Source organism: Schwartzia succinivorans DSM 10502 (assembly GCF_900129225.1).
In the GTDB taxonomy this organism is placed as follows: Bacteria; Bacillota; Negativicutes; order Selenomonadales; family Selenomonadaceae; genus Schwartzia; species Schwartzia succinivorans.
Window position 1 is genome coordinate 240,764 of sequence record NZ_FQUG01000005.1, and the last position, 22,926, is coordinate 263,689.

General features: G+C 37.3%; 22 protein-coding genes. All 22 read left to right on the forward strand.

What is annotated here, in order from left to right; translation table 11 throughout:
• The first annotated feature begins 2 nt into the window (after window positions 1-2).
• The 22 genes from BUA83_RS07670 (at window position 3) to BUA83_RS07775 (ending at window position 22,391) form a co-directional block, all read left to right on the forward strand.
• A complete protein-coding gene (locus BUA83_RS07670; protein WP_072935648.1) occupies window positions 3-989 on the forward strand; it encodes a GHMP family kinase ATP-binding protein in 987 nt (328 codons plus the stop codon).
• 33 nt (window positions 990-1,022) lie between these two features.
• Entirely contained in the window at window positions 1,023-1,967 is a 945-nt protein-coding gene (locus BUA83_RS07675; protein ID WP_072935720.1) for a glycosyltransferase family 2 protein, read from the forward strand.
• Window positions 1,954-2,958: a radical SAM protein gene (locus BUA83_RS07680; protein WP_072935649.1), complete on the forward strand. Its 1,005-nt coding sequence runs from the start codon at window positions 1,954-1,956 to the stop codon at window positions 2,956-2,958. Before BUA83_RS07675 ends, BUA83_RS07680 begins: the two co-directional genes overlap by 14 nt.
• A 16-nt stretch (window positions 2,959-2,974) precedes the next feature.
• Window positions 2,975-4,189 carry a hypothetical protein gene (locus tag BUA83_RS07685; protein WP_072935650.1) on the forward strand — a complete coding sequence of 405 codons (1,215 nt, stop codon included), beginning with the start codon at window positions 2,975-2,977 and terminating at the stop codon, window positions 4,187-4,189.
• Entirely contained in the window at window positions 4,182-5,699 is a 1,518-nt protein-coding gene (locus BUA83_RS07690) for an amino acid adenylation domain-containing protein (protein ID WP_072935651.1), read from the forward strand. Before BUA83_RS07685 ends, BUA83_RS07690 begins: the two co-directional genes overlap by 8 nt.
• Window positions 5,680-5,979: a nucleoside-diphosphate sugar epimerase/dehydratase gene (locus BUA83_RS07695; protein ID WP_072935652.1), complete on the forward strand. Its 300-nt coding sequence runs from the start codon at window positions 5,680-5,682 to the stop codon at window positions 5,977-5,979. Before BUA83_RS07690 ends, BUA83_RS07695 begins: the two co-directional genes overlap by 20 nt.
• Before the next feature lie 95 nt (window positions 5,980-6,074).
• Window positions 6,075-6,818: an FkbM family methyltransferase gene (locus tag BUA83_RS07700; protein ID WP_159430494.1), complete on the forward strand. Its 744-nt coding sequence runs from the start codon at window positions 6,075-6,077 to the stop codon at window positions 6,816-6,818.
• Between the two features lie 12 nt (window positions 6,819-6,830).
• Window positions 6,831-7,073 (forward strand): phosphopantetheine-binding protein, encoded by a 243-nt coding sequence (locus BUA83_RS07705; protein ID WP_072935654.1) that lies wholly within the window; start codon window positions 6,831-6,833, stop codon window positions 7,071-7,073.
• A 52-nt stretch (window positions 7,074-7,125) separates the two neighbouring features.
• Window positions 7,126-8,262: an FkbM family methyltransferase gene (locus BUA83_RS07710; protein ID WP_072935655.1), complete on the forward strand. Its 1,137-nt coding sequence runs from the start codon at window positions 7,126-7,128 to the stop codon at window positions 8,260-8,262.
• A gap of 15 nt (window positions 8,263-8,277) precedes the next feature.
• Window positions 8,278-9,552 (forward strand): LbetaH domain-containing protein, encoded by a 1,275-nt coding sequence (locus BUA83_RS07715; RefSeq protein ID WP_072935656.1) that lies wholly within the window; start codon window positions 8,278-8,280, stop codon window positions 9,550-9,552.
• Entirely contained in the window at window positions 9,545-10,993 is a 1,449-nt protein-coding gene (locus BUA83_RS07720) for a nucleoside-diphosphate sugar epimerase/dehydratase (protein ID WP_072935657.1), read from the forward strand. Before BUA83_RS07715 ends, BUA83_RS07720 begins: the two co-directional genes overlap by 8 nt.
• The gene (locus tag BUA83_RS07725) at window positions 10,990-11,769 is read left to right on the forward strand and encodes a hypothetical protein (RefSeq protein ID WP_072935658.1); all 780 of its coding nucleotides are present in this window, start codon (window positions 10,990-10,992) and stop codon (window positions 11,767-11,769) included. Before BUA83_RS07720 ends, BUA83_RS07725 begins: the two co-directional genes overlap by 4 nt.
• A gap of 31 nt (window positions 11,770-11,800) precedes the next feature.
• A complete protein-coding gene (locus BUA83_RS07730; protein ID WP_072935659.1) occupies window positions 11,801-13,837 on the forward strand; it encodes an alpha-1,2-fucosyltransferase in 2,037 nt (678 codons plus the stop codon).
• A gap of 111 nt (window positions 13,838-13,948) precedes the next feature.
• A complete protein-coding gene (locus tag BUA83_RS07735; RefSeq protein WP_072935660.1) occupies window positions 13,949-14,743 on the forward strand; it encodes an FkbM family methyltransferase in 795 nt (264 codons plus the stop codon).
• Between the two features lie 181 nt (window positions 14,744-14,924).
• Window positions 14,925-15,740, forward strand: a complete 816-nt coding sequence (locus BUA83_RS07740) for a DUF268 domain-containing protein (RefSeq protein ID WP_094756534.1) — start codon at window positions 14,925-14,927, stop codon at window positions 15,738-15,740.
• A gap of 124 nt (window positions 15,741-15,864) precedes the next feature.
• A complete protein-coding gene (locus BUA83_RS07745) occupies window positions 15,865-16,947 on the forward strand; it encodes a glycosyltransferase family 2 protein (RefSeq protein ID WP_072935661.1) in 1,083 nt (360 codons plus the stop codon).
• Window positions 16,948-17,024: 77 nt separating this feature from the next.
• Window positions 17,025-17,993 carry a glycosyltransferase gene (locus BUA83_RS07750; protein ID WP_094756536.1) on the forward strand — a complete coding sequence of 323 codons (969 nt, stop codon included), beginning with the start codon at window positions 17,025-17,027 and terminating at the stop codon, window positions 17,991-17,993.
• A gap of 22 nt (window positions 17,994-18,015) precedes the next feature.
• Window positions 18,016-18,621, forward strand: coding sequence for an acyltransferase (locus BUA83_RS07755; RefSeq protein WP_072935662.1), 606 nt, complete (start codon window positions 18,016-18,018; stop codon window positions 18,619-18,621).
• A gap of 14 nt (window positions 18,622-18,635) precedes the next feature.
• On the forward strand, window positions 18,636-19,400 hold the full coding sequence (locus BUA83_RS07760; protein ID WP_072935663.1) for a class I SAM-dependent methyltransferase: 765 nt from the start codon (window positions 18,636-18,638) through the stop codon (window positions 19,398-19,400).
• 23 nt (window positions 19,401-19,423) lie between these two features.
• Window positions 19,424-20,299: an NADH dehydrogenase gene (locus BUA83_RS07765; protein WP_072935664.1), complete on the forward strand. Its 876-nt coding sequence runs from the start codon at window positions 19,424-19,426 to the stop codon at window positions 20,297-20,299.
• A 24-nt stretch (window positions 20,300-20,323) separates the two neighbouring features.
• Window positions 20,324-21,265 (forward strand): NAD-dependent epimerase/dehydratase family protein, encoded by a 942-nt coding sequence (locus BUA83_RS07770; RefSeq protein WP_072935665.1) that lies wholly within the window; start codon window positions 20,324-20,326, stop codon window positions 21,263-21,265.
• Entirely contained in the window at window positions 21,228-22,391 is a 1,164-nt protein-coding gene (locus BUA83_RS07775; RefSeq protein ID WP_072935666.1) for a glycosyltransferase family 4 protein, read from the forward strand. The genes BUA83_RS07770 and BUA83_RS07775 overlap by 38 nt, the downstream gene beginning before the upstream one ends.
• The last annotated feature ends 535 nt before the right edge of the window (window positions 22,392-22,926 follow it).

Consider the following 22,926-nt stretch of genomic DNA (forward strand, 5'->3'; position numbering starts at 1 on the left):
CCATGATTATATCGAAAACTCCATTGAGAGCCTCTTTTTTTGGCGGAGGGACTGATTTCAGAGATTTTTTCGAGACAACTGAAATAGGGTACGGAAGCACGGTCAGTACGGCATTGAATATGTATATCTATATCATGGTCAATAAAAGATTTGATGATAAGATTCGTATCAGCTACAGGATTCAGGAATTGGTTGATAATGTTGACGAGGTTGAACATAATATCATTCGTGAAGCGATGAAGATTGCCGGTGTAGAACGAGGCGTGGATATTGTATATTCTGCGGATATACCAATTAGTTCATCTGGTATAGGCTTAGCTTCATCAAGTGCAATGGCTGTAGGAGTGCTTAATGCATTATTTGCTTATAAAGGTGTATGTCTGTCCCCGGACAAATTGGCACAGCATGCGTGTGAAATTGAAATTGACAGGTTAAAAAATCCTATCGGAATCCAGGATCAGTATGCTGTTGCTTATGGGGGATTAAAACGATATAGGTACTATGCATCCGGCGAGGTCAGTGTGGCTAATGTCATATGTAAAAAAGAGATTATGGAGATTTTAAAGCGTAGGCTGATGCTTTTTTATACAGGCGTAAACAGAATTTCTTCACATATCCTTAGCGACCAAAAGCAGAACATAAAAAAGAAATGTGATGTTTTGAATGAAATGGTAGGAATGGTAGATGAGTCGATAGCTCTTTTGGAACGGGGAGATTTGCATAAATGGGGAGCTATGCTGGATAAAGCATGGACCTTGAAAAAGCAAATGTCAACGCAGATTTCAACATCATTGATAGATGAAATGTATATAAAAGCAAAAGTTGCCGGAGCCATTGGTGGTAAGGTTTTGGGTGCTGGTGGCGGCGGTTTTTTGCTTTTGTACGTTCCTGAGGAAAAACAAGAAATTGTTCGAGATGAATTGAGAGAATATAGATTAGTCAATTTCAATTTTGAAGATGAAGGAAGCCGTATCATATTTATGGAATGAATGTGATACGGCATACGGAAGGGTGCTATGCTTATGATATCCGTTATTATGCTTACATATAATCGTGCTACTTTTGTAAAAAATATGATTGAGGACATACTGAGTCAATCATATTCAGATTTCGAGTTCATTATAATCGACAATGGGTCATCTGATAATACGAGAGAAATCCTTAAGCATTACAGGGAAAAAGAATGCAGGATAAAAATTATTGCTATGAATGAACCACATTCCATAGGGTATGCCAGAAATAGGGGAGTGGAGGCAGCCAGAGGAGAGTATATAGCCTTTGTAGATGATGATGATCGTGTGAAAATAGATTATCTAGAGTTTCTGTTTAATCTTATCAATGAGAATAAAGCGGATATTTCAATTTCTGGATGTACAGAAGGTGATGGGACTTCCCGTAAGCCACAATGTCTATTTGATGAAAAAATAGTTACAGACGGTACAGGAGCGGTAAAATTTTTGTTGAAAAGAGATAAAATTAGAGCGGGAATGTCACCTAAATTGTATAAAAGAGAGATATTGCAAAAATATCCTTTTGAAGAAAATTGTCGAAATGAAGATGTACATACGCAATACAAATATCTTTTAGAAGCAGATAAAGTCGTTATGCATGGTTTGGATAAATATTATTATTTGCGACATGGTAGCAATATTTCGGGGTTTACTAGTGATGCGAATCAGTGGAATAAAGAAATTATGACTGATTATCTGCGTGCATACAGGAATCGAACTGAGTATATTGAAAAAAAGGCACCCAGCATTGCAAGTTTATCCAGATATTGTGAATGGTCTTTTTGGATTAGCATGGTAGACAAAATCACAAAACATGATTTGAAAGACTGTTTGAATATAAAAAATGATTTGGTAAGTAAACTGAACAGTGTCAAAGAAGAATTTTTGAGTCATCCTGAAATAAAAGACTTTGAAAAGAAGTGGATGGAGGCATACGTGATTAATGGGAATAATTAAAGAGTCCTTTGATACAAACAGACAAATATTAGGTAAAATATTACCGTTAGATACACCTTTTACTGTAATTGTTGATGCATCAGAGGTATGTAATCTAAAATGTAATTACTGCTTTCGGTCAGACAGAAATAAAGACAATTGGGGATATGCTAAGGCCCTTAATAAAATGGAGTGGAATACTTTTGTAAAAATAATTAACCAAATAAAAGAATTTCCACAGTCTGTTAAGCAGATATCATTATCTTGTCATGGAGAACCTTTAACAAATTCGAATCTTGCTAAGATGGTTTCTCACATAAAGAGTGAGGGGATAAAAAGCAGAGTCTCAATACATACAAATGCGACATTGTTAACAGAAACATACGCGCGAGAATTGGCGCAGTCAGGAATTGACAGGATAGTTGTTTCCTTACAGGGACTTAATTCTGAAGCATATGAAAGAATATGCGGAGTAAAGATAGATTATAATAAATTCTATAACAACTTAAAGTTGTTATATGGATATAAGGGCGAAAAAACGCAAATCTATATCAAAATTGCAAATACTGCCCTATGTGAAGGCGAGGAACAAGAATTTTATGATATGTTCACACCGATTGCCGATAGAGTGTTTATAGAACAGATTGTTCCTATCTGGAAGAATGTTGACAGTGTTGGGGTCAATATGGATATACAGAATAAATACGGGAAAAAATTTAAAAAGCAGAAATGCTGTCCTCTGATTTTTCACACGGTTGTTGTACTGCCGAATGGGGATGTTTATCCATGCACGCAGCTGTTATCAGAAGAAAAATTGGGGAATATAAATGATAATAGTCTGTTGCATTATTGGCAATCTGACAGGAGACAGGAGCTGCTAAAACAACAACTGGAGTTACGGTCGCCTCAAATGTGCGAAGATTGTTCAATTTTGAATAATTCTATTTATTCCGAAGCAGATATGATAGATGAATATAGGTTTGAAATACTGGGGCGAATGAAGACGAAATAGTAAGAGGTTTTTGACAATGGAGAAAAAGAACTATGCTTGGCCGGTTACGACTATGTGTAAATATGATTATTTGGCGTTATGTAAATTTGTGGAAGAAAATGATGTCATTTTGCGCGAGAAGCAGATTGTGATTTTTGGCAGCGGTATTCGTGGCACATCTTTTTCTGTGCAGTTAAAGCGTTTGGGATATGATGGCTTTATATTTACGGATAATAACCAATCAAAGGTTGGTGGATTTATCAATGAATTTCCGATTGTATCCTATGATGAAATAAAAAAACAGCGAGGGCAGGTCGTTATTATTATTTCTGTGGAAGGCGGATTTGCTATTGCCGAGCAATTGAAAAATGATGGTTTTGCAGAGAATAAGGATTTCTTCTACATAGAAAGTCATCTTTATGAGAACTATGTTCATATCTTTTGCGATAGCACGCCGTGCAAGACTTTGATTATGGGTGACTGTGGTTTGACGGATCTTTCACTTTCGGATACAGATTTTGAAAACGTAGGAGAAAAACTGCAACGGATTATAAAAGATGGAACAACAAAAGTTCTCGCAATTCATGCTATGGGAATGAGAGCGTATTACAATATTGCGAAGGCACATATACGCCATATCCACAAGCCTGATAACATCATATTGATGACGAATTTGGAAACCTTTACCGGGAAACAAAACTTATTGCCACGTTCGCAGCATGCGCCATTGATTCGTCAGCTGGCAGAGGCTCTTGATTTCAAAGACGAAGGGCTTAATCGATATGCTCAGGTCACGAAAGAACGGTTTCAAAATTACAAAATGGACTATTTTACTTCTTCGGACGAGGCTATGGGAGGTATGTCCGGAGATAAAAATAATAAAATTGTTATCAAGCTGAATTATATGTATCGCATGGATCCGGAAAATGAATGTGTTGTGTATTTGAAAAAATTCATACAGATGTGTGCGGAAAGAAATATACGGTTAATGCTTTTCATACCCCCTGCCAATTATCAGTACGCGGTATCTTTGTGGGGGGACAGATTTACTGACAGTTATGAGCAAAATACCGCCTTTTTGAAAAGAGTGGCGGAAGATGGTAAGGTTCCGCTGCTGGATTTGAGCTATTTACTTCCTTCGGTACTGTTTGCAGACGTTTCAACTATAGATGAGACTGTAAATCAAGAAGGGCGTGAAAAAGTAGCAGCAGCTATTAATGCCAAATATAAGGAGTTGGCGTTCGATGATTAAAAATGTGCTGGAATATCTCCAATCTAGTGCGAAAAATTTTCCGAATAAGGTTGCTTTCGCTGATTCTAATCAGGAAGTGACGTTTTGTGAACTTAATAAAAGAGCATTAGAGCTGGCATGGAAGATTAGGGAACAGTGTGGAGAAGTTAGAAGGAGGCCTATAGCGGTCTATATGAAGAAAAGTGTAGACTGTATTATTGCTTTTATGGGAATAGCCTATAGCGGCAATTTCTACTCGCCGTTGGATATATCTTCACCTCTGGCCAGAAATAATAAAATCCTGGAAGTATTAAAGCCTATGGCGATAATATACGCCCAAGAGGAAAATACTTTGGATGGTTCTTGGGAAAATATTATACTTCCAAGAGAGATTGATGATAACGTATCCGATATAGACATTTCTCCAATTTGTGATGTAGACCCATTGTATGTGCTATTTACTTCGGGTTCAACCGGTCAGCCTAAAGGTGTCGTTATAAGTCATAGAAGCGTGATTGATTATGCTGAGTGGCTCGCGGACACTTTTTCCTTTGATGAACATACTGTTTTTGGTAATCAGGCCCCGTTCTATTTTGATAACTCTATTTTAGATATTTATTCGACTTTAAAGAATGGCGCTGCAACATATATTATTCCTGATATATGTTTTACATTTCATAAGCAGTTGTTTGCTTATTTGAATGAACATAAGATTAACACTTTGTTTTGGGTGCCCTCAGCGTTGGTTTCAGTTGCCAATGGCAGGGCATTGGATGAACTGCATCTTGAGCATTTGGAAAAGGTGCTTTTCTGTGGAGAGGTTATGCCGAATAAGCAGCTGAATATTTGGCGCAAGGCTTACCCGGAAGTACTTTATGCAAACTTATACGGACCTACGGAAATTACGGACGTTTGCGCATATTATATTGTTGATAGGGAGTTCTCTGATGATGAGCCTTTGCCTATTGGTGTACCGTGCGCTAATACAGAAATAATTATTTTAGACGAGGACAATAAACCTGTTGTAGGACAGGGATTAGGTGAGTTGTGCGTAAGAGGAACTTGCCTTTCGCTTGGGTATTATGATAACACGGAGAAAACAGAGTCGGCATTTGTGCAGAATCCACTTAATCCGTATTATCACGATCTTCTCTATCGAACTGGAGATTTGGTTCGCTTCAATGAGCGTGGAGAGATAGAGTACGTTTGCCGCAAGGATTTTCAGATAAAGTTGCAGGGGCATAGGATAGAACTGGGGGAGATAGAGACCGCGACCTTGGCATTGCCAGAGGTAGGACAGGCATGTGCACTTTATGATGAAGAGAAAAAACGCATTGTTTTGATTATATCTTTAATCAATGTCGAAATAGGGGAAAAGCAGCTTTATCAGCAGCTTAAGGTAAAACTGCCGTGGTATATGTTGCCGGGAAAGATTATATTGCTGGATGAATTGCCTCTAAACCTAAACGGAAAGGTCGACAGAGTAAGGCTTAGAAGGGAGTATCTGGAGGATGGAACTGGAAAGTCTTAATAAGTACTTGGAAGAATTGCGTGGGGCAGATGTTATCCTTTATGGGGCTGGATCAAAAGGAAAACAGGCAATTGAGCTTTTGCGTCGCTATGGTGTTGAACCTGCAGCCATCTGCGATTCTGATAGAAACAAGTGGGGTCGGAATTTTGAGGGGATGGAGATAGAAGACTACAATACTGTACGCTCACGTTTGACAGGGAAGGTATTTATGCTGTTGACAGTTTCCAGCAGATTTGCACGTGAAATAAAAACAGTCGTCCGCGGGGGGGGGACATCGTAAAGCAGCTTTGTATACCATTCAAAACAGAGGTGGAACTCCTTTCAGATGCGGAAATGATGACTTGTTGGGAAGAGTTGGAAGAGGCTTACGAATCTTTGGAGGATGATATTTCCCGTCAAGTGTTTGAGAAAACAGTGGGATATAAAGTGACTGGAGACTATTTGCCGCTTTTTGATTATCTTGAGACAAATGAACCAAATCTTGGTTTTTTTGATACAGAATTATTCCCGAAGAGACGTGATCATGTGTATGTTGATGTAGGGGCGTTTACGGGAGACAGTTTGCTCAGCTTTGCTATGGCCGTACGCGGATCTTATAAAGAAATTGTGGCGTTTGAAGGAGACAAAGGGATATATAAATCTCTTTGCGATATGTTGACTTATGCCCGATTGCCTCATGTTACTACGGTAAATAAGCTTTTGTTTAGCGGGGCTGAAGAAAAAGAGTGGCACTCGATTCGAAATAATCAGAATATTCTCTTTGACTCCCCGAATCTTTATGGAAAAGCAGAAGTCATTTTTAGCAGCAGGGAGGCTGTTGCCCGTGGACCAGTTAATTTCATGACGGAAAGGGTTTATACAGATACACTGGATAATAGTTTGCAGGTTAGCCCAACGGTGTTGAAAATTAATGCAATGGGGGCGGATTTTGATATTCTTAAGGGGGGAAGAAAGCTTATCAGACAGTGCCAGCCAATGCTTTGCTTGGAATTCGGCGTTAGAAAGCAGGACGTTGGCAGATTGATTCCGCTCATCAAGGATATTAATCCGAATTATCGGTTTTATATGCGAGTGAAAGAGATATACGGAGATTTTAAAACAGTACTCTATGCAGTGTAAGAGAGGTGCAGAATGGACAGTTATAAAGAGAAAGTTAAGGAACTTATCCATGATATAGAGGAATATGAAGATTTTGAAGATGATACGGATTTGTTACAAAAAGGCATTATGAAGTCGCTTTGCTTCATGTATGTTGTTACGGAACTGGAACACGAATATGGCTTTACATTTCCTGAGGATGAGCTGGACATAAAGAACTTCGATACGGTTGAACATATTGCGAAGCTGGTAAAATCATTAGTGGATTCTAAGTAGAAATAAAAATATTTTATATAGCATATCATCGTATACGAAGGAGTTAGTTTAAATGTTGTTTCGCGATTATGTTAATAAAACTTTTTCAGAAGAGAATAGAATACAGAATGATGAATTAGACATGCTGAGAAAATCGGAGCTTCCATGTGTAGTCTATGGAACTGGATTTCGCGCGAAAATGCTGACTGAGCATTTATCAGCGAATGGAATTACAATTAACTCGTATTCGGAGAGCAGTCAGTTTTGGCGCGAAGGCAAGACGTTTATGGGGAAGGCGGTTGTCAATGCGGAAAATTTAAATCAACTGTATGATACTTATAATTTGGTTATCGGTTGCAGCGGAGCATCAATGGCTGACAATATTGCTGTTTTTTTGCGGAATCCAACTATTGGTCATGTCTTTTTTTTCGAAAAATTTATGATTCCCTGCGAAATATCCTATGAATGGGTTATAAAACATTTGGACGAATTAGATGAAACCTTTAAAATGTTGGAAGATGATGAATCGAGGACTGTATTTTTGTCATATATTCAATCTCATGTGGAATGCTTAAATACTGATATTCCGCCTTTGTGGTCATTGTGCCGTAAAGCACAATACTTTAATGAACTGTATCGGTTTAAAAATTTCCCTCAGCATGCTTTGTTGGACGGGGGTGGTTTTGTTGGTGATACCGCGGAAGCTTTTTTAGATTTTGTTGCAGATGAAGTAAAACCTAAGGCTGTATACTCATTTGAACCGGATGAAGATAATTATTCTAAGATTGTGACTGTCGCCAAACGATACAACGATATTTATGCATACAATTATGCTTTGGGGGAGACTAACGGTGAAACGTTTTTTGAAATGGGAAATCTATCCATGTCAAAAATAACATCGCAATCGGCAGGCGAACGTATTCGGGTTGTTTCGGCGGATACTATAATAGGTGATAAACAAATTTCTTTTGTTAAGCTGGATTTAGAAGGCGGAGAGATGGATGCTCTGCGCGGTATGAAACGTATTATATCTGAGCAGATGCCGTTTTTGGCTATTTGTGTTTATCATAGAACAGAAGATTTGATTACAATACCACAGTATATAAGAACTTTGGCAAAAGATAATAATAGAGCGGTGCGGTATAAATATTATCTACGTCATCATGATATTCAGCCACATGAAACGGTATTCTATGCTGTGCCGGTTTGAGAAAGAGGTCATTAAATGAAAATAGCTATATATGGAGCAGGAGAAGTAGGGCAAGGCTGTTGTCAAAATCTGCTCCGTGCGGGAATCCAGCCAGAGGCTTTTTTTGACCGTAGGGCAAGAAAAGGGGAAGAGTGCTTGGGTATACCACTTTTGCAGGTTGATGAATATTCTGATTCGAAGCATTCTGATACTATTGTAATTATCGCGTTGGCGGATGGTCTTTTACACAAGGAGGTCGCTGATAAGCTCTGTTCTAAAGGATTTCAAAAACTGGTGTTCCTGCCAATCGCCTATGATATGCCAACGAGGTTAAAGACGAAACTCACGATTCTTTATAATGAGTATCTAGAGGGACGTGTTACTGGAGTGGTTCAAGATTACGGACGCTATGCAAAAGAATCGTTCTTTGAGGCAGGACAGGCTGTGGCAAGTGCAGGTATTGATAAAGTTGTGGTATGGGTCCCGTTGGAGATTGTTTATACAGAAAGTTTAGAGCATTGGCCGGGAGATAAAAATAATTTGCATTCGCCGTATGCTTATTATGATAGGAATATCGCAACCAATTATTGGATGTTGAATCTTATACGCTATTTCCAAGGCATGGATGGCTCTTGTGACTTATATCTCAGTATGTATGAGCGAAATGGTGGAGCAAAGCCGAATATAGAAAAACGCCGTTTGCAGTTTGAGTTGTTCGAACACGAATATAGCTTTGGGATGGAATTTTTTATTCATAGTGCGCCTGAGGCTATGTGGAATGAAAGAGGATATTTTAATATTGTTGGGGGAAACCATCGCATTATGTATTTATATGCAAAGGGATGTCGATATTTTCCTCTAAAAATTAGCAGGAAAGATTTTTGCAAGTGGCAGGGTATGGAAGCTGTAACCCCTGATTTGATTGAGAGAATTACATACCCTATATCGCATCCCGCCTTTCAGTATGTAATTGTACATGGAGTGGGGGAGATATATCATACCTTTAAGAGCATTGAGGAAAGTTACGGTCATGTGGATTTGTCCAATAAGAAAATACTGGATTTATCTCATACAGAAGGTTTTTTTGCTCGTCAATTTGCAAGGATGAAAGCGTCTAAGGTTATAGTCGCAGTGAAAGCGGAGAAATTGGCTTTTTATGAAAAGCTCAATAGACTAATGTGTGTACCAGATATCGAATTGGTAGATGAGTCTGTTATTGAGTCAGCCGAATTGAATTACGATATTATTCTTCGGAAGGATAGTATAGGTATGGTAGAAATCACGGAGCAAACGGGGAAAAATTATGAGTGATGTGAGAACCAGTTCGGAAGATTATATGGGGATTCAGATTGAGAAGAGTTCAATATGGATTTATGGTAAGGGCGGTACAGGTATTCGAACAGCTCGAGTTTTGGAAAAGTCTGGATTTAAAGTTGCTGGATTCATCGATAAAAGGGCACATGAGATGGCAATAGGAGAGTGCCCCATAATTACTTTGCAAGAGGCTGCAGAGAAAGTACAGGATAAAAATACGGTTATAGTTGTTATTTGTTTGAAGGATGTATTTCAGCATGAAATAATCGCACGTGATTTGCGGAAATTCGGGTTTTACCAATTGATATATAAACCCGCAGCCTTTTTAAATGACGGCGCTGAAGATAGTGTTGAACAGCGTGTTAATGAAATTTATGAAAACTTAGTAGAAGGATGTCATCCCCCGTTGATGTCCTGTGTGATTCCCAGGATAGATAGTGTATCGGTACATTTGCATGACAGGTTCTTGATTGAAGATTATGGAGAAACTGTCTTAGCGTGGGTGCCGATAGAACTTGTTTTTAATTATGCGGAATGTTTCGACTATCCTAAGTGCAATATGCCATTGATGTTTGGCTTGATAGGACTTTATAGTGCATTTCTCGGGAATTTATGTCAGAAAGAATATGATGATGCGTTACAGGATTTTTATTTGTATTGCGGAGAATGGTTACATCGGAATGGGATTAGTACAGAAGAAAAGCCACTGACCGGTTTCCTGGATTCACGAGCTGGCGTGTTTCAAAATCTTGAAAAACTGGCAGAGATCAATACAGGATTCTTTCAACAAAACGCACCAACCGCTACATTTTTGGACGGTGCTTTCTATTTGGCAAGTAGTGGTAGAAATCGAGTGGCTTTTCAGATTGCTAAAGGTTATAAGTATGTGCCTTTGCGTTTGGCAAAGGCTGATTATACAGTATGGTGTGATTTGGCGATGGTTCATTCTGTTGAGCGCCGTTTGTGCGAGGAAGCAGGGAGCCTTTCCTTTGCGCCTGCAGCACATCCTTATTTAGTAGATTTGCCGTGTGAGTTTTCTGATTATCAGAGACTGTTTGTCCTTGCTGCTGCTAAAGAAATTATTAGAGATTTATATCTGCAGTGCGTAGTTGTAGATGACCGTGGTGTCCAGCATGTGGATTTTACTTGTTTTGAAAAGCTGAAGAGTAAATTATGTATCTTTGAAAAAATGAATGATGGCGGCATTCTGCGTAGATATTTCCAATCATTGGGAATATTTGTTATTGGTGAAAACGACGGAGATTCTAGTAATGCAGATATTTGTTTTTGGAAAGATATTAAATCGGCTCCGTTAGGTCATGGATATTGTCTGTGTACAGACAAATTACCTGAATGGTACGGTTCCAGCAAAACTGGAGGTGAATTAATGTTCATAGCTAGAGGTCTAACGCATCGCTATTTGGGGGTGAAAGTATGAGTGCAGCACTGGTTTTTGGTTGTGGCGGTGTGGGAAGAAAATGTAGGGGTTATCTGGAAAAACGCGGTTTAGATGTTATCGCTTTTGTAGATAATGATAAGCATAAGTGGGGAACATTTTTCGATGGCATTGGGGTTATTTCACCAGCAGAAATTTTGTCGTTGGAATACCAACAAATAGCTATAGGAAATTATAAGGCGGCAGAGTCTATTAAGCAACAACTATTGAATTTGGGGGTAGAGGAACGCAAAATTGTGGTTCCCTTTGTCCCTAAGAAAGTGTTTAAAAATGATAGCATATTACCCAAAGCTAATCTTGGAGAAGAACAGGAATCGGAACTGACACGTTGGTATAAGAGACTTGGAGTGAAGTTGGCTGATGTTGATTTTTTTAAAAAGCTACAGGACTTAAAAGTTGTACTGAGAGAGTATAATATTCCGCTTAGTGAGGTTTGTGTAGTTAGCGGAGCGGTTCTGCAAGTACTTGGCTTGCGAGAATCTAAACCATTCGATGATATTGACATAATCATGAGTTCGCCTTATAGAGAATTGTATGGGAAAGGTTTAGTGATTGTTTCAGAAACTTGTGAGATGCATCCTCAAAATGAGTACGATGTATCGGATGATGAAATCATAGAGGATGCTGATATGCATTTTGTGTTTAACGGAGTAAAGTTCATGAATCCGCATATTTTATGTAAACATCTAAAAAAAAGTGGAATTAGGGAAGAGACACGTATACTTGAGAAATTTTTGCTCACAAGAACACAATTATAGGTGTGACTGTAAGGAAAGAGTTGGTGCAAAAATGGTAATAGTAAGAATCAGTCCAGGCCTTGCTAATTCAATTTACGAATTTGCCGCTGGGTATGCGTTATCAAGAAAATTGAAGCAGGGACTGGTCCTTGACATATCAGAGTGTGTTGTGTCCAGTGCAAGTAGCAGAGGATATTCATTAGATTATTTTAATATTCCTGATGTAAAAAAGTTAGTATATGGACTTCAAGATATACGTCATATTGGACATGAGGATGTATATGGGATTCCGGAGTACATAAGGGGAAAAAATAGGATCCTTGTTGAAAACGAAAATGAGTACGATGAAGCGGTTTTATACAAGTCAATTTTTGACGTGTCGGATAATGATTGTTCGGCTGATATATACATGTGCGGATATTTTTTCCCTAAAGACAAATATTACGAAGATTATTGGGAGGATATAAGATCTTTTTTTACTGTTAGAGAAAAAAGTGAGGAGTTAAAACAATTTGAAAATCTAATTGAGGGAAAAGTATCTGTTGGTATACATATACGCAGAGGCGATATGCTTTTTGCTGGGTGGGCAACCAGTATGCAAGATGATTATTATATAGCTGCTATGGAAGCTTTTAGAGAAAAGTTTGGAGAATGCATTTTTTGTGTTTTCTCGGACGATATAGATTATGCCAAAAAAATTATCGGAAAGGACAAAACAGTATATTATGTCCATTATGTTGGGTATAATGATGCTGCACTAGATGAATTTGTATCGCTTTCTATGTGTACACATAGGATACTATCAAACAGCAGTACATTTAGTAGATTAGCAGATGAATTAAATGGAGGCAAAAACAGAAAATGTTTTTGGCAGGGAGATGTTTCACAATCCAGTAGTTTGATTAAGTCATTTTGTCGAAACATAAGATTTGTAAAAAATTTAATTAAGCAAACAATTACGAATAGGGATTTCAAATGCGAAGATTTATGCATAGGTGACGAAATTAATTGGTCTGAAAAAGATATAAGACTAGGACAAAAATTAATAAAAAAGTATAGACAAGTATATAAGGCTGATAATATTGATAACATTGTTGACTATGATAATTTAAAAAATGAAGTTTTGTCAGTTGCTGTCGATGAGTCTAATTGTAACGACACGAATAGTAAAATTGCTAGATTGTCTTTAAACGTTTATAATAGCGAGTTTGATACTGAACAGGAGTTCTTTTTACAGAAATTTTACTGCTATTATTTTATGAAAAAATTCGATAATGCTTTGCAATTGGCTTTTGCCATCTATGCATCTCAGCGAGGAAATAAGTGTTTTATGCATAGATATATAGATATCTTGTTACAGCTAGGTTATCTTGAAGAAGCAATGTTAGAGGCAAGTGGATGTAAAGATTTGGAAATGTTAGATAGAATTTTAAAAAATGACCGTAATATGTTATGGCTAAAAAATGCATTGTCTTCTAGGAAAAAACATTTCATATTGGTGCCATATGCCCAAATAAATTCGTCAGATAGGATGCTCGCATTTGAGGAAATAGGAATGGTATTAGCCCATCTAGGGCATAATGTAACATTTTTGGCTGAACCGGCAAATGAAATATCTTATAAGCAGTTTATTGATGATAGGCAACTAAAAAATCGTCAGGGGGTAAAATTAATATGCGAGGTAGTGCCGTATGGAGAAGCTGTTGCTAATGGGGTGGAAAAGTTATATTCGTCGTTTAGCGAGGATGAAATAGTTGTTATTTCAAGAAAGAAAGAAGTTTTTGCTGACAAGGATTTTTTTGATAGTGATAATTTAAAATATATATACTGGGATTATTCATTTCAAGCTGACTCAGAAAGGCTTTTAGCATTGGAGAATTTAAGTATGGAAGAGGAAATGAGGTTAATAGACAGTGCGGACTATGTTATGACCACAAAGGCAAATACTGATAGCAAGTTTATTGTGTGTGATGAGCATGAACAGAGTTCTTATGGTGTCATTGCAAGGCGGTGGGATTTTGGAATGGAGCATAGATTTAATAAGAATTATATTTATGCTATTGCAAAAATGATGGACAGAATAAAATGAGAACCTTGGTCGTAAGAACTAAAAATATATTTCTTGATGTTAGGAATTTTTAGTATACATCAATAACTTTAATTATTACCAATTTATAAAAATTTGAGGAGTAAAAAAATTATGAAACATGTGAAAATGTTAATAAAAATATTATTATTAAAAGTATATTATTTCATACAGGAAAAGTTTAGAACTAAACGAGGGGTTTGGTTGCCATATTTAGAAGATATTGGGCAAGTTTTACGAGCAGATGGGAAACATCATAATTGGAATTTGGGGTATACACAGTATTATAGCCAGTGTGGGCAGGATTTATTTGTTGATTTTTTACTAAATGGAAAAACTGATGGGGTGTATTTAGATGTAGGTGGGAATGACCCGATTGTAATAAATAATACGTATTATTTTGAAAAAAAGGGTTGGAGTGGTTTGGCATTTGAACCTTTAAAAAAGTATATTCCCAAATGGAAAGAACAACGAAAAGTGAGATGTCTGCAAATAGCACTGGGAGATAAAGCAGATATTATTAGATTTTCAGAAGCAAAAAAAGATTACTTATCGAGAAGGTCTTCCGGAAATGGCGGGGTGGGCGTAACAGGTGATTGTGACGAAGCAGAAATTGTGGATACTTATGAAGTTTCCCAACGTAGACTTTGTGATGTGTTGGAAGAATATGGTATGCATGATATAGATTATTTATCTCTGGATGTAGAAGGTATGGAATATGAGATATTAAGTGGAATAAATTGGGATGTAGATAATATAAAAATATTAAGCGTAGAAAATGTGGATAGCTTGTCTAGTGAACTGAAAATACGGCAGTTTTTAGTTGATAAAGGATATATTTACTTGGCAAGATTGTCTTCGGATGACTTTTTTATAAAAAAAGATTATTTTGAGATTGCTTGGCGGTAATTTTCAACTATGTCATAAAGAGAAAATTAGAAGTTTACCTGCAAATAATCTTAACGGCCCCGCAGCCATAAAATGTTTAATCATGCTAACTAAGCGATCCATATATTTTTGTGACGGCGAGTATGAAAACGGCAAATAACATTGGAAATATAGATTTTAGTAATATAATTGGGAGATAAATATGATGTATAAAACAATTATAAAAGGGTTAAAGGGCATTGGCAGAAATTTAGGATTAAAATATGCTTTGTCAAAAATTAAAGAATTTAGACAGACAGAAATTGATAGAAAAAAATATTTAAGTGATATGGATAGATATAAAAAAATGAATACGAGAGATGAATTCTCATACGAGAAAAAATATGAATTCCCATGTATTCATGAATATAGAGGACAAGCTGGATATCCTGGGACATATTTTTGGCAGGATTTATGGGGAGCTCAAAGAATTGTTGCAAACCATCCACGAAAGCACTATGACATTGGGAGTCGAGTTGATGGGTTTATATCACATATGATGCTGTTCCCTGAAATAGAATTGCATTTTATAGATATTAGGCCGATGAATAAATTGATACCGGGAACGTATTTTGTACAAGCAGATGCGACTAATTTAGAAGGCATACCGGATAATTCAATTGAGAGTTTGTCGGCATTGTGTTCATTTGAGCATTTCGGGTTAGGAAGATATGGTGATTCCGTGGATCCGGAAGCGTGTTTTAAGGCATTTAGTGCTGTTCAAAGAGTGGTTAAGGTTGGTGGATATATATATATATCTGTTCCTGTAGGCGAAAATCATGTATGTTTTAACGCACATAGGGTATTTAACCCACGTACGATCATAGAAGAATTTGATAGATGTATTTGTGAAGAATTATCGATTATAGATCTTGATTCTGATCCTGTTATTTATAAATTGCCGTCTCCGAATGCATTTGCTATAGAGCCAAATGTAGATCATTATTGTGGATTGTTCATGTTTAGAAAGGCGCGTTGACATTTTAGGGGGACGGTAATTCATATAGGACGAAAATAGCTGATGATTATATAGTTCAGCATTCAAGTAATTCGACTGTATCTATGTATAATAGGTTAAGTATTGTATTTGTGGGGTATTAATTGTGGATACATTTTTTGACTTTTATGGAGAAGGGGAAAAAGAATTTTATAATAAATTCGAAGGCGTTGAAACCGTTTTAATACAGGGGAAACATTGGGAGAAACCACCATTGGTTACAATATTGTTACCTACATATAAACGGTGTAAACTGTTGAAAGAGGCTTTGGAATCTGCACTTAATCAGGTCGGATTTGATAATTACCAAATAATTGTAGTTGATAATGAAGGCGAAGATGTTGATGTCATTACTGATACAGCAAAACTTGTAAGTAAATATGATGATGACAAGATAATATATTACCGTCACAGAAAAAGTGTATCCTTTAAAATGGATAATGCAGCTAAATTGGCTAAAAGTAAGTGGATTGTATTTTTACATGATGATGATATATTGAGTCCCCATCACTTAAAAACACTAACAACAATTGCTGGAAGGAATCCAATGGCGAAATATATCTCATGCCCTTGTGAGGAATTTATTGACGGAAAAGATTATGAATCAGCAGTTTGTGGTGGAAATTATGAGTATGAATTATATACTAACAAAAGAGAAATGGTGTGTTCCGGGTATTATCCAGGCTGGTTGGGAGCTCTGATAAATCGTGAAGCATATATAGAAACTGGTGGGATGCCCTCGTATTCTAATGGTATGGGTGATTTTTGCATGGTGCAAAAATTTCATTATATGTTTGGGATTTGGGAGTTAAAAAGTATGTTTCCGCTGTATCTTCGCAGGATCTGGAAAGGACAGGCAACTTCAGATGGAAGTGAGGTATGGGCGAAATTATATATGGAAGAATACAAATACACAAAATATGTTTCAAGGGTATGTCACTCATTAACGTATAAATATTGGGACAGAATAAGTTCGTATAGAATATTAGAAAAAGCTAGAAATATGAATACAGGTGTATATAACTGTAATATTGACTTAGTGGGATTGGCGGAGCAGGCACATATGTCTAAGAATTCATTGTGTGGGAACTTTATATACAAAATAGATATGTTTCTGTTGCGAGTTTATAATGCGATTGTACGTAGGTTGTTTATCCATAAGCGCGATGAAGGGAAAATTTTGTTGTAATGCTTTATGCATTATTGTATATGAATAATGAAAGAAGACGTGCAAATAGTAGTATTTATCGTTGAGGGAGATTTTAGATGCAGGAAGAGAAATACGCTGATTTGATTTGGGACCATGATGAAAATGCACATAAAAAGTTCATAGAGAATTTGGCACCGATTGTGCTTTTTACGTATAACAGGTTGGAGCATACGAAAAAGACGATAGCGGCGTTGCAGCAAAATATGTACGCGGCTGATAGCGAATTATATATCTATTCGGATGGCCCGAAAAATGATGTGGCAACGGAATCAGTCGAAGCAGTACGAGCTTTCTTGCATCAGGTGGATGGTTTTAAGCAGGTTCATATCATAGAGCGTAAGAAAAATTGGGGACTTGCGGAAAATATTATTGATGGCGTGACAGGTATTGTTAATGAATATGGAAAGATTATTGTGCTCGAAGATGATATCGTAACGGCTAAGTACTTTTTAAAATACATGAATGATGCACTTGAGGTTTATAAGGACATGCCTAAAGTAATGGCGGTGTCGGGATATGCGTATATTAATGATTGTGAGAATTTATCTGAAACCTACTTTTTGCCATTTAATGCTTGTTGGGGATGGGCAACTTGGAAACGCGTGTGGGAAGGATTTGAGCGTAATCCGAAAGATTTGTTGAAGCGTTATACTAAGGATGAGATTTATCGATTTAACATTGATGGTGCGTATGACTATTGGGGGCAAGTTTTAGATAATGCAGAAGGAGTAAAATATACTTGGGCGGTATTTTTCTATGAATGGATTTTTCGACATAGTGGGTTGTGCCTTTTTCCCAATAAATCCCTTGCCCAAAATATCGGATTCGATGGAACTGGGGAAAATTGCGGTAAAGATACAAAATTTGAATCTTTGGTTGTCGGGGAAAAGCAAGTGAAGTTATATTGTAGGCGAGTTGAGCCCAGTATATTGGCTTGCGAAAAAACGAAGAAGTTTTTTTTTAAAAGCAAGTCAAATGGGTTATCTGTGGTTATCAATAAAATAAAGAAATTGCTGTTAAGATAGGTGGTGCGATGTGAGGTTTGTTATGGACATGTTTTTTAGGATGTTTAAATGCATATATGACACATACGTGCATTTTTGGGCATTGTATTGGAACTGGGCTTGTCACCTGCAATGTGAGGCAGATGCTGTCGTTTTTTGCTCGGAGGCAAGGGTAGATAATTTATCTGGTGTTCGTGGCAGGATAGAAGTTGGAAAGGGTACGTATGTTCGCGGGCAGTTGTTGATTTTCCCATATCAAGGGAAAATTTCTATTGGTGAGGATTGCTATATTGGTGAAGGGACACGAATATGGTCAGAGAAGAATATAACTATAGGTAATCGTGTGTTAATGGCACATAATGTTGATATTCATGATAGCAACGATCATCCTATAGATGCTGATGAAAGACATCGCCACTATCGTGATATATTAACTGTGGGTTTTTTGCCTAAATATCAGTTAAATGGAAGCGATGTTGTAATAGAGGATGATGCGTGGATTGGGTTTGGCTCGTGTATCTTGAAAGGAGTTACTATTGGTAAATGTGCGATTGTTGCTGCACATACCGTGGTTACTAAAGATGTTCCTGCGTATGCTGTTGTTGCGGGGAATCCTGCAAGAGTAATCAAAATTCTTACACATAATTAGTAGGGGAAAATATAATGGTAATATGCAAAATTTGTGGGAATAAAATGAGTGAATATGGGCATGCTGAAATTCTGAATAAGTATGATATTACTTATTATATGTGTGAGCAGTGTGGATTTATTCAGACGGAGGATCCGTATTGGCTGGGGGAGGCATATTCATCAGCCATAGCGGATTCGGACATAGGGCTCTTGAGTCGTAATATCATGTTGAGTAAAAACATAAGTGGAATAATTAATGGGGTTTTTAATGATGCCAAAACTTTTTTGGATTATGGTGGTGGTTACGGTATTTTTACACGGATAATGAGGGATAATGGATTTGATTTTGAGTGGTATGATAAATATTGTAAAAATATATTTGCTGTTGGACATGAACGAAAAAGAATGCATTACGATGTAGTAACTGCTTTCGAATTTATGGAACATTTACCGAACCCACGAGAAGTTTTAGGGGAACTATTTGCGTGTGCAGATAATATCATATGCTCGACAGAATTAATTCCTTTAAATAAACCGGATTTGAATAATTGGTGGTATTTTTGTCTTGATCATGGGCAGCATGTTTCTTTCTATACGGAGAAGGCAATGATATATTTGGCTCAAATGTATGGGAAGTATTATGCACGTTGTGGTTCTACTCATGTTTTTTCACGTAGCCATATAAGTGGGTATAAATTATCTTTATGTTGTCGTTTTCCCAGACTTGTTAATAAATTGCGTAGGCGAGCATCATTGTTGCCTGTGGATTATGAAGCGTTGACCGGGAAAAAGATTTAATAAATATGAGGAGACTAGGTGTAATGATTATAAAGAAAATTAAAGAAAAATTGGATCAGATAAGTCGAATAGTAGCAGATTTAGAATATATAAAAATGGCCATAGGTCGATTGGAATTAGCGAATTTGCAAAACGGGTATAGTAAGACAAAGGAATTTAAGGTGTTTTCACAATGGGGTGAAGATGGAATTATTCAATGGATTATTCAAAATATAAAAATATCACGAGAAATTTTTATCGAGTTTGGAGTACAGAATTATACGGAATCAAATACTCGATTTTTGCTTATGAATAATAACTGGTCTGGCTTAGTTATTGATGGCAGTGAAGAAAATATCAATTATATTAAGAAGGATGATATTTATTGGCGATATAATCTTAAGGCAGTGCAAAAATTTATTACTGCTGAAAATATTAATTCGATATTTAAAGAAAATGGAATTGAAGGAGACATAGGGTTATTATCTATAGATATTGATGGAAATGATTATTGGGTATGGGAAGCGATTAATTGCATTAATCCGGATATAGTGATTTGTGAATATAACCATATTTGGGGAAAGGAAAAAGCTGTAACTATAGAGTATTCACCGGATTTTGTTCGAGAGAAGGTCGAAAGGTCATGTGTTTATTGGGGAGGATCTATACAGGCGTTTGTTCATTTGGCAAAGAAGAAAGGCTATTCTTTGGTTGCGGGCAATAAGAATGGTAATAATATTTTTTTTGTGCGGAATGATTTATTGAATGATGTTGTACGTGAAAAGTCTGTAGAAGAATGTTTTGTTCACGGCAAATTTAGAGATAGTCGCAATGATGATGGAACTATAGCGTTCTATTCCTTAGAGGAAGAACAGGCAATATTGAGTAAATTGCCTGTTATTGATGTTTCCAAATGTTAGTATCACGAATTAGGGGTGTATTTCTTGACGAAGCGCGTTTTAGTTACTGGAACTTGCGGTTTTATAGGACGGTACACGGCCAGGCGTTTTCATGATGCAGATTATTATGTGATTGGAATTGGACACGGGAACTGCACTCAAGATGATATGCTCCAATGGGGTATTGATGAGTGGCATGTTTCTGATGTTACTATGGACGCGCTTAAAGTATATGCTGGCGATTGTGAAGCTATTGTTCACTGCGCCGGGAGCGGTTCTGTTGGATTCTCGTTGCAGGAACCAATGAAGGATTTTGAGCGTACGGTTTTGACAACGCATTATGTTTTGGAATATATCCGTCTGTATTCACCTCAAACGAAATTGATTTATCCATCCAGTGCAGCTGTTTATGGAAATCAGTCTGTTTTACCTCTGCGTGAGGATATGGTGCCAAATCCTATTTCTCCATATGGCGTTCATAAGAAGATTGTTGAGGAGCTATGCAAGATGTATGCGTCCCAATATCGTGTGAATGTTGCGATTTTGAGGTTGTTTTCGGTATATGGAGAAGGGCTTAGAAAGCAGCTTCTTTGGGATGCGTGTCAAAAGCTTTCAGAGGGGAAAAATGTCTTTTGGGGAACTGGCGAAGAGACACGTGACTGGGTTCATGCGGAAGATGTGGCACAGATGATGCTGTGCGCAATGAAGCATGCATCGGAAGAATGTCCGATTGTTAATGTTGCGGGTGGAGAAGCAGTTCGCATTGATGATGTTCTGAGTTGTTTGTTTGAGGCATATGGAAGAAAGGATGCACCCTATTTTGGCGGGCAGGTTAATGTGGGCAATCCGAATCATTATGCTGCAGATATTAAGTCGGCGCAGGAATGGGGCTGGAAGCCGAGGATAGAGATAGCTGATGGAATACAACGATACGTAAGGTGGTACTTAAATGAAGGTCAAGGCTGCATTTCTGCTGGAATTAAGTGAAGGATGGCTCGGTGGGGTCAACTATTATCGCAATCTGTTGCATGCAGTTGACCGATATGGTTCCGACGATATTGATTTTTTTGTTGTTGTGCCGAAAGATATTGATAAATCCATGCTTGGAGAGTACTCCCAAAAGATAACTATCCACAAAACAAATTTCTTTAAGAAGTGGTGCCTCAGTGGATTTTGCCGTAAGGCTTTGAATAAGATTTTTGGGAAAGACTACGTGATGGCTGCTTATTTAAGGTTTCATGGAATTCAAATAATATCGCATAGCCAGAGCGGTCTTTATTTTCCAGGGATAAAAACAATGAGTTGGATTCCGGATTTTCAGCATAAACACTGTCCGGAATTTTTTTCTGCAAGTGATATAAAAAGCAGAGATAAGACTTTTCTTAAGTTGGCTCAGGATAGTGATGTTGTGATTTTGAGCAGCTATGATGCAAAACGCGATTTTGCGGATTCATTTCCGAAGTATCGGGATAAATCAGAGGTTTTGCATTTTGTGCCTACACTGAATTTGAAAAATAGCGTGGATGCTAAATCTGCTTTATCTAAATATTCACTTCCGGAAAAGTTTTTCTTTTTGCCGAATCAGTACTGGATTCATAAAAATCACAAGGTAGTTCTGAAGGCATTGAAAATCCTTCGGGATGCCGGGAATGATGACATTTTGGTTGTTTCTACAGGTAATGCTGCTGATTACCGTGCTCCGGGGTATTTTGAAGAGATTACGACGTTCATCAAGGAGAATAATCTTGAGGACAATTATAAAATATTGGGACTGATTCCATATGATGATGTGCAGGCGCTGGCAGAGCAGTGTCATGCATATATTAATCCATCCCTTTTTGAGGGGTGGAGCACAACTGTCGAGGAAGCAAAGTACAGGGGCAAATGCATTATCCTGTCTGACTTGGCTGTGCATAAGGAGCAGAATCCGAAGCACGGTATCTTTTTTGATCCAAATAATCCGGAGGAATTGGCAGAGAAAATGCTGCAGGTGTGGAACGCTCCGCGTATCGAAGAAGATAAAGCAGATTTGATTGAGTTCAATGAGAATATGAAGAGAAAATTTGCACAGCGGTACGAGGAAATTGTTATGCGTGCGGTTAAATCATCGTGATGCTAAATATTTGTTTTTAAATGTACCTACTTGATATGTTGAGCGTATGGTGTCTTTTAGCAAAAGGCGAACGTAGACTCTCTTGTGCATATGGGATTTTGTATTTAACAATTGGTTACATTAGAAAGTGTTAAGAGGTTGTTTAAGGTATGTTAGCTGAACTTCAATCCCAATAGTGTTGACGAAATTGCCGATACACTGGAAAAACTTTGGACGGATGACACTTTGTGCAAAATACTTGCGGAAAAAGGAAAAGAACGTGCGAAGTATTTTTCACAGGAAAGATTCAATGAGAGATTTCAAAAAGCAATTGCAAAAGCGTTAGAGAGCAAATAATTTATTCGCCCCTGTAGGGTTGTTTCCCTGCAGGGGCGATTTGTATGTGCAGGGGTATATTTCATTAGAGGTGAATTGCGCAAAGGATTTTGCCATAAAGTTGTTGATTGCAATTTAATCTGGTGTTAAAGTTGAGGTAAGAATATTTGGAAAATTGATTAAAGGGTTCATTATATAGCTTTATATAGTCCTACTTTTT

Excerpts from the sequence above, each read along its gene's own strand:
- BUA83_RS07670 (WP_072935648.1), top strand. The coding sequence starts at position 3 with ATGATTATATCGAAAACTCCATTGAGAGCCTCTTTTTTTGGCGGAGGG.
- BUA83_RS07715 (WP_072935656.1), top strand. The coding sequence starts at position 8,278 with ATGAAAATAGCTATATATGGAGCAGGAGAAGTAGGGCAAGGCTGTTGT.
- BUA83_RS07760 (WP_072935663.1), top strand. The coding sequence starts at position 18,636 with ATGGTAATATGCAAAATTTGTGGGAATAAAATGAGTGAATATGGGCAT.
- BUA83_RS07730 (WP_072935659.1), top strand. The coding sequence starts at position 11,801 with ATGGTAATAGTAAGAATCAGTCCAGGCCTTGCTAATTCAATTTACGAA.
- BUA83_RS07725 (WP_072935658.1), top strand. The coding sequence starts at position 10,990 with ATGAGTGCAGCACTGGTTTTTGGTTGTGGCGGTGTGGGAAGAAAATGT.
- BUA83_RS07680 (WP_072935649.1), top strand. The coding sequence starts at position 1,954 with ATGGGAATAATTAAAGAGTCCTTTGATACAAACAGACAAATATTAGGT.
- BUA83_RS07720 (WP_072935657.1), top strand. The coding sequence starts at position 9,545 with ATGAGTGATGTGAGAACCAGTTCGGAAGATTATATGGGGATTCAGATT.
- BUA83_RS07695 (WP_072935652.1), top strand. The coding sequence starts at position 5,680 with ATGGAACTGGAAAGTCTTAATAAGTACTTGGAAGAATTGCGTGGGGCA.
- BUA83_RS07735 (WP_072935660.1), top strand. The coding sequence starts at position 13,949 with ATGAAACATGTGAAAATGTTAATAAAAATATTATTATTAAAAGTATAT.
- BUA83_RS07710 (WP_072935655.1), top strand. The coding sequence starts at position 7,126 with ATGTTGTTTCGCGATTATGTTAATAAAACTTTTTCAGAAGAGAATAGA.
- BUA83_RS07685 (WP_072935650.1), top strand. The coding sequence starts at position 2,975 with ATGGAGAAAAAGAACTATGCTTGGCCGGTTACGACTATGTGTAAATAT.
- BUA83_RS07775 (WP_072935666.1), top strand. The coding sequence starts at position 21,228 with ATGAAGGTCAAGGCTGCATTTCTGCTGGAATTAAGTGAAGGATGGCTC.
- BUA83_RS07675 (WP_072935720.1), top strand. The coding sequence starts at position 1,023 with ATGATATCCGTTATTATGCTTACATATAATCGTGCTACTTTTGTAAAA.
- BUA83_RS07740 (WP_094756534.1), top strand. The coding sequence starts at position 14,925 with ATGATGTATAAAACAATTATAAAAGGGTTAAAGGGCATTGGCAGAAAT.
- BUA83_RS07755 (WP_072935662.1), top strand. The coding sequence starts at position 18,016 with ATGGACATGTTTTTTAGGATGTTTAAATGCATATATGACACATACGTG.
- BUA83_RS07705 (WP_072935654.1), top strand. The coding sequence starts at position 6,831 with ATGGACAGTTATAAAGAGAAAGTTAAGGAACTTATCCATGATATAGAG.
- BUA83_RS07690 (WP_072935651.1), top strand. The coding sequence starts at position 4,182 with ATGATTAAAAATGTGCTGGAATATCTCCAATCTAGTGCGAAAAATTTT.
- BUA83_RS07750 (WP_094756536.1), top strand. The coding sequence starts at position 17,025 with ATGCAGGAAGAGAAATACGCTGATTTGATTTGGGACCATGATGAAAAT.
- BUA83_RS07765 (WP_072935664.1), top strand. The coding sequence starts at position 19,424 with ATGATTATAAAGAAAATTAAAGAAAAATTGGATCAGATAAGTCGAATA.